Genomic DNA, 14,964 nt, shown 5'->3' on the forward strand with positions numbered 1-14,964 from the left:
TATGACAAACACCGCAGAGTTGGCGATTCAAGTAGATACCGAAACTCATTTTGTAGAAGAACAATCAGATGCAGCAGCTGACCGCTATGTATTCGCTTATACCATCACAATTCGAAACAATAGCGATCAACCAGTGCAGTTAAAAAGCCGTTATTGGCTAATAACCGATAGCAATGGCAAAAAAACAGAAGTCAGTGGCGATGGGGTAATAGGCCAGCAACCTAGCATTAAACCAGGTGGTAAATTTGTCTACACCAGTGGTGCGGTTGTCGAAACACCAGTCGCTACAATGCAGGGGTACTACAATATGATAAACCTAGCAGATCAAAGTAGTTTTGAAACTCAAATCCCTGTATTTAGGCTCGCTCAACCAAATATACTCAACTAGATAGTTTTTATTCCTTATGGCCCATTACTTTGTTGGTGACATACAAGGTTGTTACGATGAATTGATGCGTTTACTCGAACGTGTCAATTTTGACCCTAGCCAAGATAAGTTATGTCCTGTTGGCGATTTGGTCGCAAGGGGACCTGCTTCTGAAAAAGTTGCCAAATTAATGTTGGACATGCAGTCAAGCGTGATGGCCGTGTTGGGCAACCATGATTTACATTTTCTATCAACACTGCACGGTTTGTATCAAGCAAAAAAAAATGACCATTTAGATGCATTGCTTAATGCACCGTTTGCCCAAGCTTACGGCCAATGGTTGTTGCAGCAGCCGTTGGTTCGTCATTTTAGTGATTTAGATATTGTAATGTCACATGCCGGCTTACATCCACAACTCACTCTGCAACAGCATTTGGAGATGAGCCAATGGGTACAGCAAGTATTGCAGAATGGCCAACCTAAGCCTTGGTTAAAAGGCATGTATGGCGATAAGGTCAACAAGTTGCACGCCGATAGCTCAGTGCAAGATAAATTTAATTTTATCATAAACGTCACAACTCGCATGCGCTACCTTAAAAGCAAAGGGCAACTCGATTTCAAATGCAAAGATACTTTGGCGGCTGCACCAGAGCATTTAACACCTTGGTTCAAAATGCCTAGAGTGGAACAGAGCGATTATCAAATTGTGTTTGGTCATTGGGCTTCTTTAATGGGCAGTGTGCAAAACCAGCACTATATGGCGCTAGATACTGGCTGTGTTTGGGGGCAATATATGACAATGTATTGCGCTGAAACGGGCACTAAGTACCAGCAGAGCTCATTGTAAAAACGATAATCCAAACTTCAGTCTAAGCCGTTTGAGCGATTTCCACCAACAAAGCAGAATATGCTGACAGCTTAATATGCTGACCTTTTTGCAAATACAAACCTAATGCAAAACTGTTTTGCTCGACTAATGCATAATTTTTTGCAAGTTTGTAATCAACAGGCTTATCCGATAGATTAAATATGCATAATATGCAAACTTGCTCGTCAAACCGGATAAAACTCAATAAGTCACCTTCCACTCGTAGCTCTTTCATCTCACCCAAACGCATAGCTGGCGTGTTTTTTCGCCAACTCAGCAATCGTTGACAAAAAGTAAGCATAGCGTCGTCATCATACATCTGGTGGCTAATTGCTAACGCAGAGTGCCCTTTGGCAACTGGTAACCAAGGTTTGGCTTGACTAAAGCCACAGTTGTTTTTGTCATTCCAAGGAAGTGGTGTTCTACAACCGTCGCGCCCTTTAAACCTTGGCCAAAAGCGAATGCCATATGGGTCGCATAAATCAACATATTCGATGTCAGCTTGAGGTAACGCTAACTCGTCACCTTGGTATATACATGCTGAACCTTTTAAACTCAGCAACAGCGTGTGGTAAAGTTTTGTTTGGGTTATGCTGCCCTTATCGCCCCCCCAACGGTTACGAACCCTCACGACATCGTGATTACCAATTGCCCAACATGGCCAACCACCGGTTATCTTTTCATCTACCTGCTGAATGACATGATGTAAATAATTGGCGCTGCAATCATCTGTCAATAACTCAAAATTATACGCCAAGTGCAATCTATTGTTGCTTTGCGTGTATTCGGTCATAGTTTCAATAGAATCTTCAGCGGCAATTTCACCAAGTGCAATCGCTCCTGGATATTGATTCAACAACTCGCGTAGCGCTTCAATAAAGGCAATATTTTCAGGTCGAGTATTATCGTAATAATGGTATTGGTAGGCATAAGGGTTGTCTGTTGAAAAACCACGCCCACGCCGTTTATCTTTCGACTTTGCTGGGTTATTGGTGAGCTGGCTATCGTGAAAACAAAAATTAATAGCATCAAACCTAAACCCATCAACCCCCATTTGTAACCAATACTCAGTTTCGTCTAGCATTTGCTGCCGAACCGCGGGGTTATGAAAGTTTAAACTCGGTTGGCTGGTTAGAAAGTGATGGAGATAATACTGCTCTCGATGCGAATCCCACTCCCATGCTCCGCCACCAAAAATAGACAACCAGTTGTTTGGTGGCGTGCCATCAGGGTTGGGGTCAACCCATATGTACCAGTCTGCTTTGGAATTGGTTTTATTGCTACGGCTTTGTTTAAACCAAGCATGTTGATCAGAAGTGTGACATAACACCATATCCATCAGCACTTTGAGGCCTAACGAATGCGCTTTATCGACAATCTTTTTTACGTCAGTAACATTGCCAAAAACAGGGTCAACCTCGCGGTAATTGCTAATGTCGTAACCATAATCTTTCATCGGAGACTTAAAAAAAGGTGATAGCCAAATTGCATCAACCCCTAAGCTAGCAATGTAATCAAGGTGCGCATGCACCCCTGGCAAATCGCCAATACCATCGTTGTTACTGTCGTAAAAACTACGAGGGTAGATTTGATAAATTACCGCACCTCGCCACCAACCACACTGAATCATTATTTATAAACCTGTAACAAAATGTTGCTTTAACGCGCTAAAGATTAACTTTTATGCAGCATAGTTGACATCTAGGTTGCGCGGCAATGTTGTTGCATACGTATGCATAAAGCGCAAAAAATTAACAATGTAGGCGAAATTTTATCGAGGATTTTAGATTTGTTTTTATTTTAAGTTTTTGATATTTATTGATTATTTAATGTTGTGGTAACTGTGTGTTTAGCCGTGTTTTTTAATTGTTTTGTGTGAATTTGTTGTAAATGCATAATTATGAATACGTATGCAGTTTGTTGTTGTTGTTGAAATATTCCGTCTAATATTCACTCAATGCACTGTAACAGGTGTGCAGTTTAGTCACGGGTTTTACCCAAGTGGTTATCAAACACAACAAGTTGCCATTAGAAGGCAAGGGGATATACACATGAAACAATTTAAGCCAAGTTTGTTAACTTTAGCGCTCGCAACAACCGGTCTAGTATCGGGTTATTCATATGCAGCTGAAGAAGGTGCGGATACAGAAGTAGAAGAGGTTATAAAAGTAACAGGTATTCGTGGTAGTTTGATGCGCGCTCAAGCCGTTAAAATGGATAGCACTTCAGTTGTTGAAGTTATTTCTGCTGAAGATATTGGTAAATTACCAGATTCGTCAATAGCAGAGTCTTTAGCGCGTTTACCTGGCATGGCTGGTGAGCGTCGTGACGGTCGCACCAGTGGTATTTCTGTTCGTGGTTTCCGTGAAGACTATTCAGGTTCTACTATGAATGGTCGTGAGCTATTAGGTATGGGCGACAACCGTGGCGTCGAGTTTGATTTATACCCTTCTGAAATCATGAGTGGTGTAACAGTATATAAAGCACCAGAGGCAAAATTAACAACTCAAGGTGTTGCCGGTACTGTTGATTTGCAGACGATTCGTCCGCTAGCTTCTGATGAATTCGTTTCAATCAACTATAATCTCGAGCAAAATGGCATGAAATCAGAAAATCCTGATTTTGATGACCAAGGTCACCGTTTAGCGGTTGGTTTCTCGCAAAAATTTGCAGATGACAAAGTTGGGCTCGCATTGACATATGCGTCAACCGAATCACCAAGTCAAGAGCAGCATTTCCGTGGCTGGGGGTATGCAAACGTAGGAACTGCAAAAAAAGAAGATGGTGAGTATGTAAGAGATGATGATGGAAACCTGGTTGAGGATTATTTATATGATCCTATCAATAACCCGGATGGTACGATTGTATTAGAGAATGGTTTAACACGTGCAGATGTTGAAGATGCTTTAATTACTGGTGGTCATGACTCATACCAACGTTCTGCTATGTTAGAGCGTGACGCTGTTGCTGGTGTTTTGCAACTCAAACCGACTGACGACTTAACCGTAACATTAGATGCTTTATATATTGACTTTAAAGATAGTCAAATCAAACGAGGTATGGAAGATGGTGGCGCAGAGTGGGGCGTAGGTAAAAACTATACTATCTCGGAAGTTAAAGATGGCTTTGTTACTAAAGGCAAGCTAATGGGTGCCGATGAAGATGACGGCTTCCGTTCAGTGGTGCGTAATGATGCTTATGAAAAAACAGCTGAGCTTACAGCATATGCAGCCAACGTTGAATATCAAATTAATGACAATTGGAAAGCTGAATTAGACTTTTCAACCAATGAAGTAGACAAAACTATTACTGACGTTGAAAGTTACGCTGGTGTTGGTCGTGCTGGCCACAAAGGACAGGGAGCTGGTGCGGTTTATGCTTGGGAACAGACCGCCACTGGAGTTATGTATTCTGAAGTTGCAGGCATCACAAACTTTGATTTATCTGATGCGTCTAAAGTAAAACTAGCTGGCCCTCAATCTTGGGGTGGTGGTATGAGTGGGTTAGACTCTCAATTTGCAGGCACAAGTGATACCTCACCGCATACGACCCTTGCGAAAAACCCTGATTCTCCTATTGGGTTTGCACAAGCGCAAGATGGGTTTGTTAACCAGCCAGTGTTTAAAGAAAAGCTAGATGCTTTGGCTTTAGATCTTGAAGGTTATGTTGAAATTGGCCCAATCACTAAAATAAAGTCTGGTGTGCGCTTTAGCGACCGCAGTAAATCGAAAGATAATAGAGGCTTTTATTTAACAGCTAGTAGCTACCCAGACCATCAAGTTGTTCCATCGCAATATGTGGTTGGCGTAACTGATATGAGTTTTATTGGTGTAAGTGACGTAGTTGCTTACGATAGCTTAAGTTTATATCGAGCTGGCGAATATACTGCTAGTGATGCAGCTGATTTACAGCCTAGCCGTAAAGGTGATACCTACATTGTTGAAGAGGAGTTGCTACAAGCATATGTGCAAGCTGATATAGAAGCTGAACTAGGTGATGTTTGGTTGAGAGGTAATTTTGGTGTTCAGTATGTAGATACAACGCAAAAATCTGATGGTTTCTTCTCTCAAATAGGTGCAAATGGTTTAGTTGACGCACAGGCAACGAGTGAAGAGGAAAGTTATTCTGATATTCTACCAAGCTTAAACCTTAACTTTGAGGTTGCAGATGATATGTTGGTTCGGGTTGGTTTAGCTAAAACTCAATCTCGACCGCGTATTGATGATATGCGTGTAAGTGGAGAAGTTTCGTTCGACTTCAATCCTGGAAAGATAGTTGCAACAGAGCTAAAAAATAGCCCTTGGAGCGCCAGTGGTGGTAATCCATTCTTAAAACCTTTAGAAGCCAACCAGTTTGATTTGGCATACGATTGGTATTTTGCTGAAGATGGTTATTTGTCTGCTGCATTCTTCTACAAGGATTTAACTAATTGGCATTATGAAAGCTCATTGGTAAGAGATTTTTCTGATGCATATATCGAGAGCTATCATCAACTACCGGATGGAGAGGGTGGCATTTTAAAACCAACCTTATTCCAAGGTGTAGCTACAGCTAAGTTAGATGGTTTAGAAGGTTTTGTTCGAGGTTACGAATTCCAAGCGACCGTTCCATTTAACTTAGTGTCTGATGCTCTCGATGGTTTTGGTGCTATTTTTGCCTATGCAAACAGTGATGGCGCTTTGGATAAGTTCGAAGGGCAAGAAGTTGACCCACTACGTATTCCTGGTTTATCGAAAGAAACTTACTCTTTGATTACTTTCTACGAAGCAGGTGGTTTTCAAATTCGGGTAGCTGGAACTAAGCGAAGTGATTTCTTAACCGAAACTCGCGGTGATAGTTTATCATTGGTCCCAGCAACGGACACTGGTAGTACATTGTGGGATGCTCAGATTGGTTTTGATTTCGGTAAAGCTGGTATAGATGCTTTAGATGGTTTAACTGTGTCGCTTCAAGCGCAAAACATTACTGATGAAGAGCAAATTCAATTTGCGAATGGAGACCCTCGACAAGTCACGAAATATCAAATATATGGTGCAAATTACTTGTTAGGTGTTAACTATAAATTCTAATTGTTCTAATTAGTAATTATCTAAAACCCTGCTAGTCTTGCTAGTAGGGTTTTGTTGTTTTTAGGGTAAGTCTATGACAAATCAAGTTAAAAAAGTTGTGGTACTAGGTGGCGGCACGTCAGGCTGGATGTCCGCTGCCCTAATAAAAAAAGTTCTCGGTGATGTAGTTGATGTTGAGTTGGTGGAGTCGGAAAGTATTGGTATTGTCGGTGTCGGTGAGGCGACTATTCCACCAATTCAGCATGTTAATGAGACCTTGGGCATAGACGAAGCGGAGTTTATTCGAGAGACAAAAGCCACCATAAAGCTGGCGATTAAATTCGAGAACTGGCGAGTTAAAGGGGAGAGTTATTATCATACTTTTTCTGCGCCAGGGCGTAGTTTGCCGTTTTGCCATTTCCATCACTTATGGACGCGGGCAAATCAGCTTGGCATTGATGATAACTTGTGGGCTCATGATATTAATTTCCATGCCGCAGAAGCTGGGCGCTTTGCCAAATTACAAACACAAGATCCGTTATTCGACCTAAAGTATGCGTATCACTTCGACTCGGGTTTATATGGCCAGTATTTACGAAAAATTAGCGAAAGATTGGGAGTCAAACGAACTGAGGGGTTGGTAGATCAAGTTAATTTAAATGTTCAAACCGGAGATGTTGAATCACTGAAATTGAAAAATGGGCATTTAGTTACGGGTGACTTATTTATTGATTGTTCGGGTTTTAGAGGCGTTTTGATCAACCAAAAATTAGGAACAGGCTTTGAGGATTGGAGTCATTGGTTACCGTGTGATCGTGCAGTTGCAATGCCTTCTGAACGACATCAACATACAACACCTTACACTCGCTCGATCGCACATGAAGCCGGTTGGCAATGGCGGATCCCGTTACAGCATCGAAATGGTAATGGCTTGGTTTATAGCAGTCGATATTATTCGGATGAACAGGCCGCTGAACTACTTGCAAGCAATCTAGACACGCCAGCACTAGATGATTCGCGAGTCATTAAGTTTCGGACTGGACGCACTCGAAAACAGTGGAATAGAAATGTAATTGCTGTGGGACTTGCAAGCGGATTTTTAGAGCCATTGGAATCAACAAGTATTTATTTGGTTCAATCTGCAGTAGTGCGGCTGATTAAGTTTTTTCCACATATGGGCATTGAAGATGCTCAGAGAGATGAATATAACCGTCAATCTAAACTTGAATACGATTTAATCCGAGATTTTATTATTTTGCATTACCATGTTACCGATAGAGTGGATAGTCAATTTTGGCGAGATATGCAAAACATGGAAGTACCTAAACGGTTGGTGGACAAAATTGCCCAGTTTAAAAAATCGGGAGCGATTACTCATGAAGAGCTCGATTTGTTCTGGGAGCCATCTTGGTTGCAAGTTATGTTGGGACAAGGAATCAAACCTACAGATTATCATCCACTTGCGAATCAATTTTCCACAGAAAAACTCGCAGAAATGATGGCCAATATGAAAAAAGCCAAACAAGCACCATCTTTACAAATGCCCACCCATGACGAGTTTTTAAAAATGTTTGCCGGGGTATAAAGCATAAATTGTCCGCAATGTTACGCTCACCCCACGCAATTTGTTAAATGGGGCAGCGTGATTGCGTGGGTCAATTAAATACTTGCCCTTAAGGCTCTTACCTATCATTGCTTACTCATAAAAACCTTTGCAAGAAACTTTCCATTTCAGTAAAGGTTGTCAGCCTATGTTGTTCATTCGACAAGTAATGGTCGCCTTTTTCTAATTCAACTAATTTTACTTCTTTGTTGGCGTCTTTTAGCTCATCATACATATCTTCACTTTGTTCAAAACGCACGACTCTGTCTTTATTGCCATGAATAAGCAGTACCGGGATATTAATCTTCTGTGCATGTTTTAAAGGAGAGTTTTGCCAAAGTTGGTCAAAATCGTCTCCCACTTGCTTTTTGACAATGTCGTAATTGGTGAAATTGCGGCTGCTTTTTACCAGCGCTTCGACATCGGTTACCCCTGCAAAGCTGATGGCACATTTGTATAGGTCTGGTGTTTTTATCGCGCCCATTAATGCAGCGTATCCGCCATAGCTAGCACCAACTATGCAAATTTTGTCTGGGTCTGCTATGCCTTGTTTTATTGCCCAGCGAGTTGCGTCTTCAACATCGTCCTGCATCGCTTGTCCCCAAGCTTGTATACCTTGTTTTAAGAAATCGAAACCATAGCCGTACGAGCCTCTAAAGTTCATTTGTAATACCGCATACCCACGGTTAGCAAAAAACTGTGTCCAATAGTCAAAACCATCACCATCAAATGTGATTGGACCGCCATGTGGGTGAATGATTATGGGGAGCTTTTGCCCTTCCTGGGCGTGTTTAGGTTTGGTTAGGTAACCATGTATGGTTAATCCATCACGAGCTTGATAGCTAATCGGCTTTTTCTCAGCGAGCACTTCTGGTGTAAGTGCATTGTAGCGATAAGCCAGTACTTCCATCATTTTCTTGTTACGGTCGCCCATTAGATAGATGCCAGGCTCTGTGTCTGAGGTCGCTAGCACTACATAGTTATTTTCGTCTTCACTCATGCTTACAATATGATTGTCTAAGTCTGGTAACGCTTTGTTGATAGCATCATTAAATTTTCGAGCCTCGTCACTCCATATGTAATCGCCAACACCAATGACTTGCTTGAGTTTTCTTGAATAACGAAGGTGCCCAGTAACGTCTCGACCTTCTCTTGCTTTGACTAACTCTAACGCTCGGTGTTTGCTGGTTAAATCCACTTTAAATACAGCGTCATACCCTTGATGCAAAGCTTTTACGTACAATTGGTTTTTTTCATAACCAAAGCCTATTGGCCAAATCGCTTTGTCGCTAAAGGCTTCAAATGTCCATAGTTTCTCAAAATCGCTTTTACTATCTTTGCCAATAGGGACGTGGTAAATGGTGAATACGCCGTCTTTTTTTGCAATGGCAATTCGTACATTGCCCTGCCTATCGGTTTGCCAATCAAAAATGTCATGCTCGGCGGGTTGAACATAGTGAGTGTTGCCGCCACGTTCTAAAGCTACTTTAGCCACACTCGGTTCACCCTCATGCATATGACCGGCAATTTGTAATAAAAAATGTTTGGGGTCATCAGGCAATATGTCGATTACGTTGCTGCGTATGTTGGGGATATAGCTTAAGCGTTGCATAAACGAGTTGGGGATTGCCGCTTTAAGCTTTTTGCTGCGCAGGTCGTATTTCATCAAGTGAAGTTCGGTGATTGGTGTTCCGCGCACGCTTGAGGCAAATTTAGCTTCGACTAGTAAATTATCATTGTTTGCCCAAAAAATATCGCTAATTACAAATTTTTTGTCTTCAACAAAAACGGGAAATGTCCGCTCTTGTGTTGCAAAGTTGTACAGGTTAATCGCAGTACCTTGTTTATTCTCGGTGTCTATTCTAACTAACGAAGCAATGTGCTTACCGTCAGGTGAAACACTCACATGTGACACATCTGGCTTGGATGCAAAGGTTTTGGTGGGTAACCAAGTTGAGTTGCTTGGGTTTGCAAGTGCGAATAGTGGTAACAAAGCAAGCGCAAACAGCGATTTTTTAATTTGGGCGGGGAGTAATTTGTCCATTTTGTTTTTTTGTAAAATACTTTTGTTGATATTGTAAGTATAAATGGTCAAATATAGAAGGGTTAAATTTGAGCTACCTGCATTCTGGCAAGCGAGCTTTCTGCTAGAGTTCATGTTGAATACGTATGCAGCTAATTGATGTTAACGCAATGTTGATATTAGGATCTATCCTTTAGAACAATAGAGTGTTTTTGAGGTTACTATGCGCAAAAGTCGTTCGCTTGGACTAGGCTTGGTAAAATACATCTTGATTGTGGTCGCATTAGTTGGCTGTATTCAAACGAGCCCTACAATGGATGAATCTGCTATTAATCATCAAGCACAAACAATTTATCTACGCGGTGGCTTTAATGGTTGGAGTACCGCAACCGCGTTTGACCGTACCGAGCAAGCAGGCATTTATGTCGCAAAAACTAAAATTACCATGGGCAATCATGGATTCAAGCTAGCTCCTGCTGATTGGTCATTTGCTTGGGTGGTGTCTGCGCATGAAAACCAGCTAGTTGAATTAAATAAATCGTATCGGTTAAACACTGCAGGTGGTGAAGAAGATAGTTTATTTATTGAAACGCGCGGCCTATATCAATTTACTTTAGATATTACACAAGCTAATCAGCCAAAACTTTTGGTTAAGCTTTTGTCAGCAGATAGCGCAAAGACCCCGCCCCCGCACTACGGCGAAATGACCAGTTTGGAGTTTAATCGTTTCAATGGTGAAAAAGTTGAGGCGGTGTTTTCCGCTAAAGCAACCAATAATGGCTTACGAGAGTACGTTCATTCAACCACTCAATCGCTGCGCGATCCTGTGCCTTCTTATAGTCGTTACCAAGAAGATATTGCTCATCCTAGAGTTCGAAGTGGCAATATAGCATTTGATGCTTTGTTTGCTTTGGCGGTTGATGAAATGAAACTAAATAGTGTTGAGCAAATTAAAGATGGTAATTATAACAATGGCCAAGCGATAGACTGCAGCTGCTTTGAAACAGGCGAAAAGTGGAACTATGTTTGGACACGTGATCTGTCGTATGCAGCACATCTGAGCTTGGCTCAATTCGACGCGCAGCGGGTAGAAAACTCACTGCTGTTTAAAGTTTCAAACTTACGGGCATCAGCACCTATTAGCCCATTTTTAGCGGGTAATGCGCCGTATACACAAATTATTCAAGATACTGGTAGTGGTGGGAGTTGGCCTGTCAGCACAGATCGTATGACCTGGGCATTTGGTGCAACGGCTTTGTTAGCTAATTTAGCTGAACCGCAGCGTAGCCAGTTTGCTAGAAAAGCATTTACTGCTTTGGTCAATACAATTGAAAACGACCGATTGGTAGCGTTTGATAGTCATCTTGGTTTGTATCTCGGCGAGCAGTCGTTTTTAGATTGGCGTGAACAAAGTTATGCCAGTTGGATAGTGGATGACTTAAGTTCAATGTCGACTGCTATTTCGTTATCGACGAATGCAGGGCACTACCAAGCGCTAGTATTGGCTGCTGATTTAGCGGGTCAGTTAGGTGATGTTCCGGCAGCTAAGAAGTACAAAGGTTGGGCGTCAGCGCTCAAAAATGCAATCAATCAGCATTTATGGTTGGAAGAAAAAGGCTTGTATTCAAGTTTAACAAGTGGCCATTATCACAAAGTCGCGTTAGAGAAATTTGATTGGTTGGGCCAGTCACTCGCGATAGTTACTGGTATTGCATCAGACGAGCAAGCGCGTGCTATTTTAAGTTCGTATCCTCATGGCCCGATGGGCGCTGCAGTTATATTTCCACAACAGCCGAATATTCCCGTTTACCACAATCGAGCTATTTGGCCATTTGTAACTGCCTATGGTTTAAATGCCGCAGTAAAAGGTAAGAATGTTGCTGTAACACAAGCCGCTTTAGATACATTAACTCGTGCCGCGGCGTTAAATTTGTCTAACATGGAAAACTTAGAATGGTTGAGTTCTGAGCCTATTTTGTTAGATAAAACTCATCCTCAATTGTCGGGCCCTGTGATTAATTCTAAACGTCAGTTGTGGTCAGTGGCGGCTTACTTGAATTTAGTCAGTAATACTATTTTTGGGGCCCAGCCCAGCCAGCAAGGTATTGAGTTTAGACCGTTTATTCCAAAGTCTTTTAAAGATCAATGGTTTAAACATAGCCAGGTGATTAATTTGATCAATTATCAGTGGCGCGGTAAACAATTTGATCTACAGTTGAAGTTTGCACCTTCAAATAAAAAGTTTGGAGCTTATGTGGTTAATCGCGTCAAGGTTAATGGGTTAGCGCACAGTGGCGTTCTAGTTGAGCAAGCGCTGAAACAACATAATTTAATTGAAATTGAATTGGTGTTGGACAACACAGTCGACAATAACATCAACCTCGTCGATTCAGAGCCTTTAGCATTTGACCCTCTGGTATATGCACCGCTTGAGCCTAAATTATCTGTTGTGGCAAAAGCAAACGATTATGTTATTCAAATTGAAGATAAAGGCAATGCAAACCTAACCAGTGCGGCAATTGAATATGAAATTTATCGTGATGGCAATTTATTAACTCGTGTACCTGCTGGTGCAGGTGTAAGCCAATGGCTAGATAAAGGGCAGGCGCAGCAAGCTCACTGTTATGCAGTCGCCGCACGTTTTGTTAAAAGCCAAAATCAATCGCATTTATCTGAAGTTGTATGTATGGGTGAGCGTATGCAAATTCCTGTGGCTGATCAGCGCATACAAAGTAATAAGCCGAAAAAAATACTGGGTGAGCAACTAATATTCAGCCAGTGGGGAGAAGCAGATGATACGCTTCAAGTGCACTTTAGCATCGACCAACCTGGCAAATATGCCATTCAATTTAATTACCATAACCCAGCCAACGCAATTAATTTAGGTATTAGCAATGGCGTTAAATGGTTAGAGGTTGTCAATAGTTCAAACCAACAAAGCGTTAAGCAGGCTGCGGTGCAATTCCCGCATACTCGCGTCGACAAAACTCAATTTGGTGATAATTTATCTACGCCAGTCGAAATAGAATTAGCAGCAGGTGACTATAAACTGCACTTACACGACTTTTACAATATGAGTTATCTACAAAGTAATAAAACTTACACTGCAGCGGGGGGAATGAAAGGGATTTCAAATAAGTTTGATATTTATGCTGTAACATTTGTGTTACTTCCATTAAAGTAACGCCTGTGAAACTTTTGGGTTCACGCACACATGGGCAAACCGAGTATGGAATTAATCGGTCGGTAAAGATGAATTTATTTGGCGGAAGATCAAATATGACTCGTCTTTAAATTAATAACTATATTACTTTATTGAAGAACACAAAATATGCAATTAACAGATTTAGACATAACTATATTTATATTTTATGCCATAGGGCTGTTGGTTTTGGCGCTCTGGGTTTCTAGAGAAGAAAAATCACATCAAAAAAATACTGAAGACTACTTTTTAGCAAGTAAATCATTGCCTTGGTGGGCTATTGGTGCGTCGTTAATCGCAGCAAATATTTCTGCAGAACAGATTATCGGCATGTCAGGCTCTGGCTTTGCAATCGGTTTAGCCATTGCGTCCTACGAGTGGATGGCTGCAATTACCTTATTGATTGTTGGTAAATACTTTTTACCTATTTTCCTTGAGCGTGGCATTTACACCATGCCGCAGTTTTTAGAACAAAGATACGATAGCCGCGTCCGTACTGTTATGGCAACCTTCTGGTTGGGTGTATATGTGTTGGTTAATTTAACCAGTATTCTATGGTTAGGCGGGTTAGCGGTTGAGACTGTCTCTGGCATGCCAGCACTATTTGGCATGATCTTTATCGCTATTTTCTCTATCGCTTATTCTTTATATGGCGGTTTAAAAGCGGTAGCTTTCACTGACATTATCCAAGTTGTATTGTTAGTTGGTGGTGGTTTTATCCTAACTTACATATGTTTAGATACGATTGCCGATGGCCAAGGGGCAATGCTTGGTTTTGATATGTTGCTTGAGCAAGCACCAGAGAAATTCGATATGATTTTGGCAAGCGATCACCCTAACTACATTGACCTACCGGGTTTATCTGTATTGTTAGGTGGTATGTGGATCATGAACTTATCATATTGGGGTTTTAACCAATATATTATCCAACGTGCATTAGCGGCTAAAGATATTAACGAAGCACATAAAGGTATTGCTTTTGCTGCTTACTTAAAAATCTTAATGCCGATTATTGTTGTGTTACCTGGTATTTGTGCTGTGTTAATTGCGCCTGATTTAGAGCGCCCAGACAAAGCATACCCAGCGATGATGACCTTGATGCCTGAAGGCTTAAAAGGTTTAATCTTTGCTGCATTAATCGCAGCGATTGTTTCTTCAGTAGCTTCTATGACTAATAGTATCTCAACTATTTTCACCATGGATTTATACAAGCATGTGAAAAAAGATGCGAGTCAATCTCACTATGTAAATGTAGGCCGTATGGTCAGCTTATTATCGTTAGCTATCGCGGTGTTAGTTGCAAAACCTTTGTTAGCTGGTTTCGAACAGGCTTTCCAATACATTCAAGAGTTCACTGGTTTCTTCACGCCAGGTATCTGTGTGATATTTATATTAGGTTTGTTCTATAAGAAAACCACAGCGAATGCTGCATTAGTTGCGGCAGTTGGCTCTGCGGTATTGTCATTAGCCTTTAAATTTATCTTCCCTGAATTACCATTTATGGATCGCGTTGGTTTAGTGTTTGTACTGTGTATTGCTTTGGCAATCGGTATTTCACACTTAGAAGGTGGTAAAGGTGAAAAAGGTGTTGATTTAGCCGGTATTTCTTTCGATACCAAAACCACATTTAACCTTGCGTCAGTTGGCTGTGTGCTAATTCTTGCTGGTTTGTATGCCGCTTGGTGGTAGTTAATTACCTTTAAGCTTTTGCGCTGATTTTAAAGCCCATTTAGATTAAGTCTAAATGGGCTTTTTGCTTTTATCGAGTGAAAAATAATCTAATCGTATTTTCCTATTAACGTGATTCAATCAGTTTGATTTTAAATTAAATGCGAATCGTTATTATTAACACA

At 41.2% G+C, this 14,964-nt stretch carries 8 protein-coding genes; 6 read left to right on the plus strand and 2 right to left on the minus strand.

Going from position 1 to position 14,964, the window contains the following annotated elements:
* Nucleotide 1: 1 nt before the first annotated feature.
* Both apaG and DS2_RS14090 read left to right on the plus strand, forming a co-directional pair.
* On the plus strand, nucleotides 2–388 hold the full coding sequence (apaG, locus tag DS2_RS14085; RefSeq protein WP_035015472.1) for a Co2+/Mg2+ efflux protein ApaG: 387 nt from the start codon (nucleotides 2–4) through the stop codon (nucleotides 386–388).
* A gap of 16 nt (nucleotides 389–404) precedes the next feature.
* Complete coding sequence (locus DS2_RS14090; RefSeq protein ID WP_035015473.1) at nucleotides 405–1,214, plus strand: symmetrical bis(5'-nucleosyl)-tetraphosphatase; 810 nt, start codon at nucleotides 405–407, stop codon at nucleotides 1,212–1,214.
* Nucleotides 1,215–1,236: 22 nt separating this feature from the next.
* Here DS2_RS14090 and DS2_RS14095 read toward each other — a convergent pair whose 3' ends face one another.
* Nucleotides 1,237–2,865 (minus strand): alpha-glucosidase, encoded by a 1,629-nt coding sequence (locus DS2_RS14095; RefSeq protein ID WP_035015474.1) that lies wholly within the window; start codon nucleotides 2,863–2,865, stop codon nucleotides 1,237–1,239.
* Between the two features lie 421 nt (nucleotides 2,866–3,286).
* Here DS2_RS14095 and DS2_RS14100 point away from each other — a divergent pair, with 421 nt between their 5' ends.
* Complete coding sequence (locus DS2_RS14100) at nucleotides 3,287–6,304, plus strand: TonB-dependent receptor (RefSeq protein WP_035015475.1); 3,018 nt, start codon at nucleotides 3,287–3,289, stop codon at nucleotides 6,302–6,304.
* Nucleotides 6,305–6,377: 73 nt separating this feature from the next.
* On the plus strand, nucleotides 6,378–7,868 hold the full coding sequence (locus tag DS2_RS14105) for a tryptophan halogenase family protein (RefSeq protein ID WP_035015476.1): 1,491 nt from the start codon (nucleotides 6,378–6,380) through the stop codon (nucleotides 7,866–7,868).
* Nucleotides 7,869–7,983: 115 nt separating this feature from the next.
* On the opposite strand, the gene DS2_RS14110 is transcribed toward DS2_RS14105, so the two are convergent.
* Entirely contained in the window at nucleotides 7,984–9,930 is a 1,947-nt protein-coding gene (locus tag DS2_RS14110) for an alpha/beta hydrolase family protein (RefSeq protein WP_081754289.1), read from the minus strand.
* 202 nt (nucleotides 9,931–10,132) lie between these two features.
* Between DS2_RS14110 and DS2_RS14115 the strand changes: the two genes are divergently transcribed.
* Entirely contained in the window at nucleotides 10,133–13,093 is a 2,961-nt protein-coding gene (locus tag DS2_RS14115; RefSeq protein ID WP_035015477.1) for a hypothetical protein, read from the plus strand.
* Nucleotides 13,094–13,240: 147 nt separating this feature from the next.
* The gene (locus DS2_RS14120) at nucleotides 13,241–14,800 is read left to right on the plus strand and encodes a sodium/sugar symporter (RefSeq protein WP_035015478.1); all 1,560 of its coding nucleotides are present in this window, start codon (nucleotides 13,241–13,243) and stop codon (nucleotides 14,798–14,800) included.
* Nucleotides 14,801–14,964 lie beyond the last annotated feature (164 nt).

The sequence above is a fragment of the Catenovulum agarivorans DS-2 genome, assembly GCF_000568405.1.
Taxonomy (GTDB): Bacteria; Pseudomonadota; Gammaproteobacteria; order Enterobacterales; family Alteromonadaceae; genus Catenovulum; species Catenovulum agarivorans_A.

Bases quoted from the DNA above. Each gene is read 5' to 3' on its own strand.
- apaG (WP_035015472.1), top strand. From the start codon at position 2: ATGACAAACACCGCAGAGTTGGCGATTCAAGTAGATACCGAAACTCAT.
- DS2_RS14090 (WP_035015473.1), top strand. From the start codon at position 405: ATGGCCCATTACTTTGTTGGTGACATACAAGGTTGTTACGATGAATTG.
- DS2_RS14095 (WP_035015474.1), bottom strand. From the start codon at position 2,865: ATGATTCAGTGTGGTTGGTGGCGAGGTGCGGTAATTTATCAAATCTAC.
- DS2_RS14100 (WP_035015475.1), top strand. From the start codon at position 3,287: ATGAAACAATTTAAGCCAAGTTTGTTAACTTTAGCGCTCGCAACAACC.
- DS2_RS14105 (WP_035015476.1), top strand. From the start codon at position 6,378: ATGACAAATCAAGTTAAAAAAGTTGTGGTACTAGGTGGCGGCACGTCA.
- DS2_RS14110 (WP_081754289.1), bottom strand. From the start codon at position 9,930: ATGGACAAATTACTCCCCGCCCAAATTAAAAAATCGCTGTTTGCGCTT.
- DS2_RS14115 (WP_035015477.1), top strand. From the start codon at position 10,133: ATGCGCAAAAGTCGTTCGCTTGGACTAGGCTTGGTAAAATACATCTTG.
- DS2_RS14120 (WP_035015478.1), top strand. From the start codon at position 13,241: ATGCAATTAACAGATTTAGACATAACTATATTTATATTTTATGCCATA.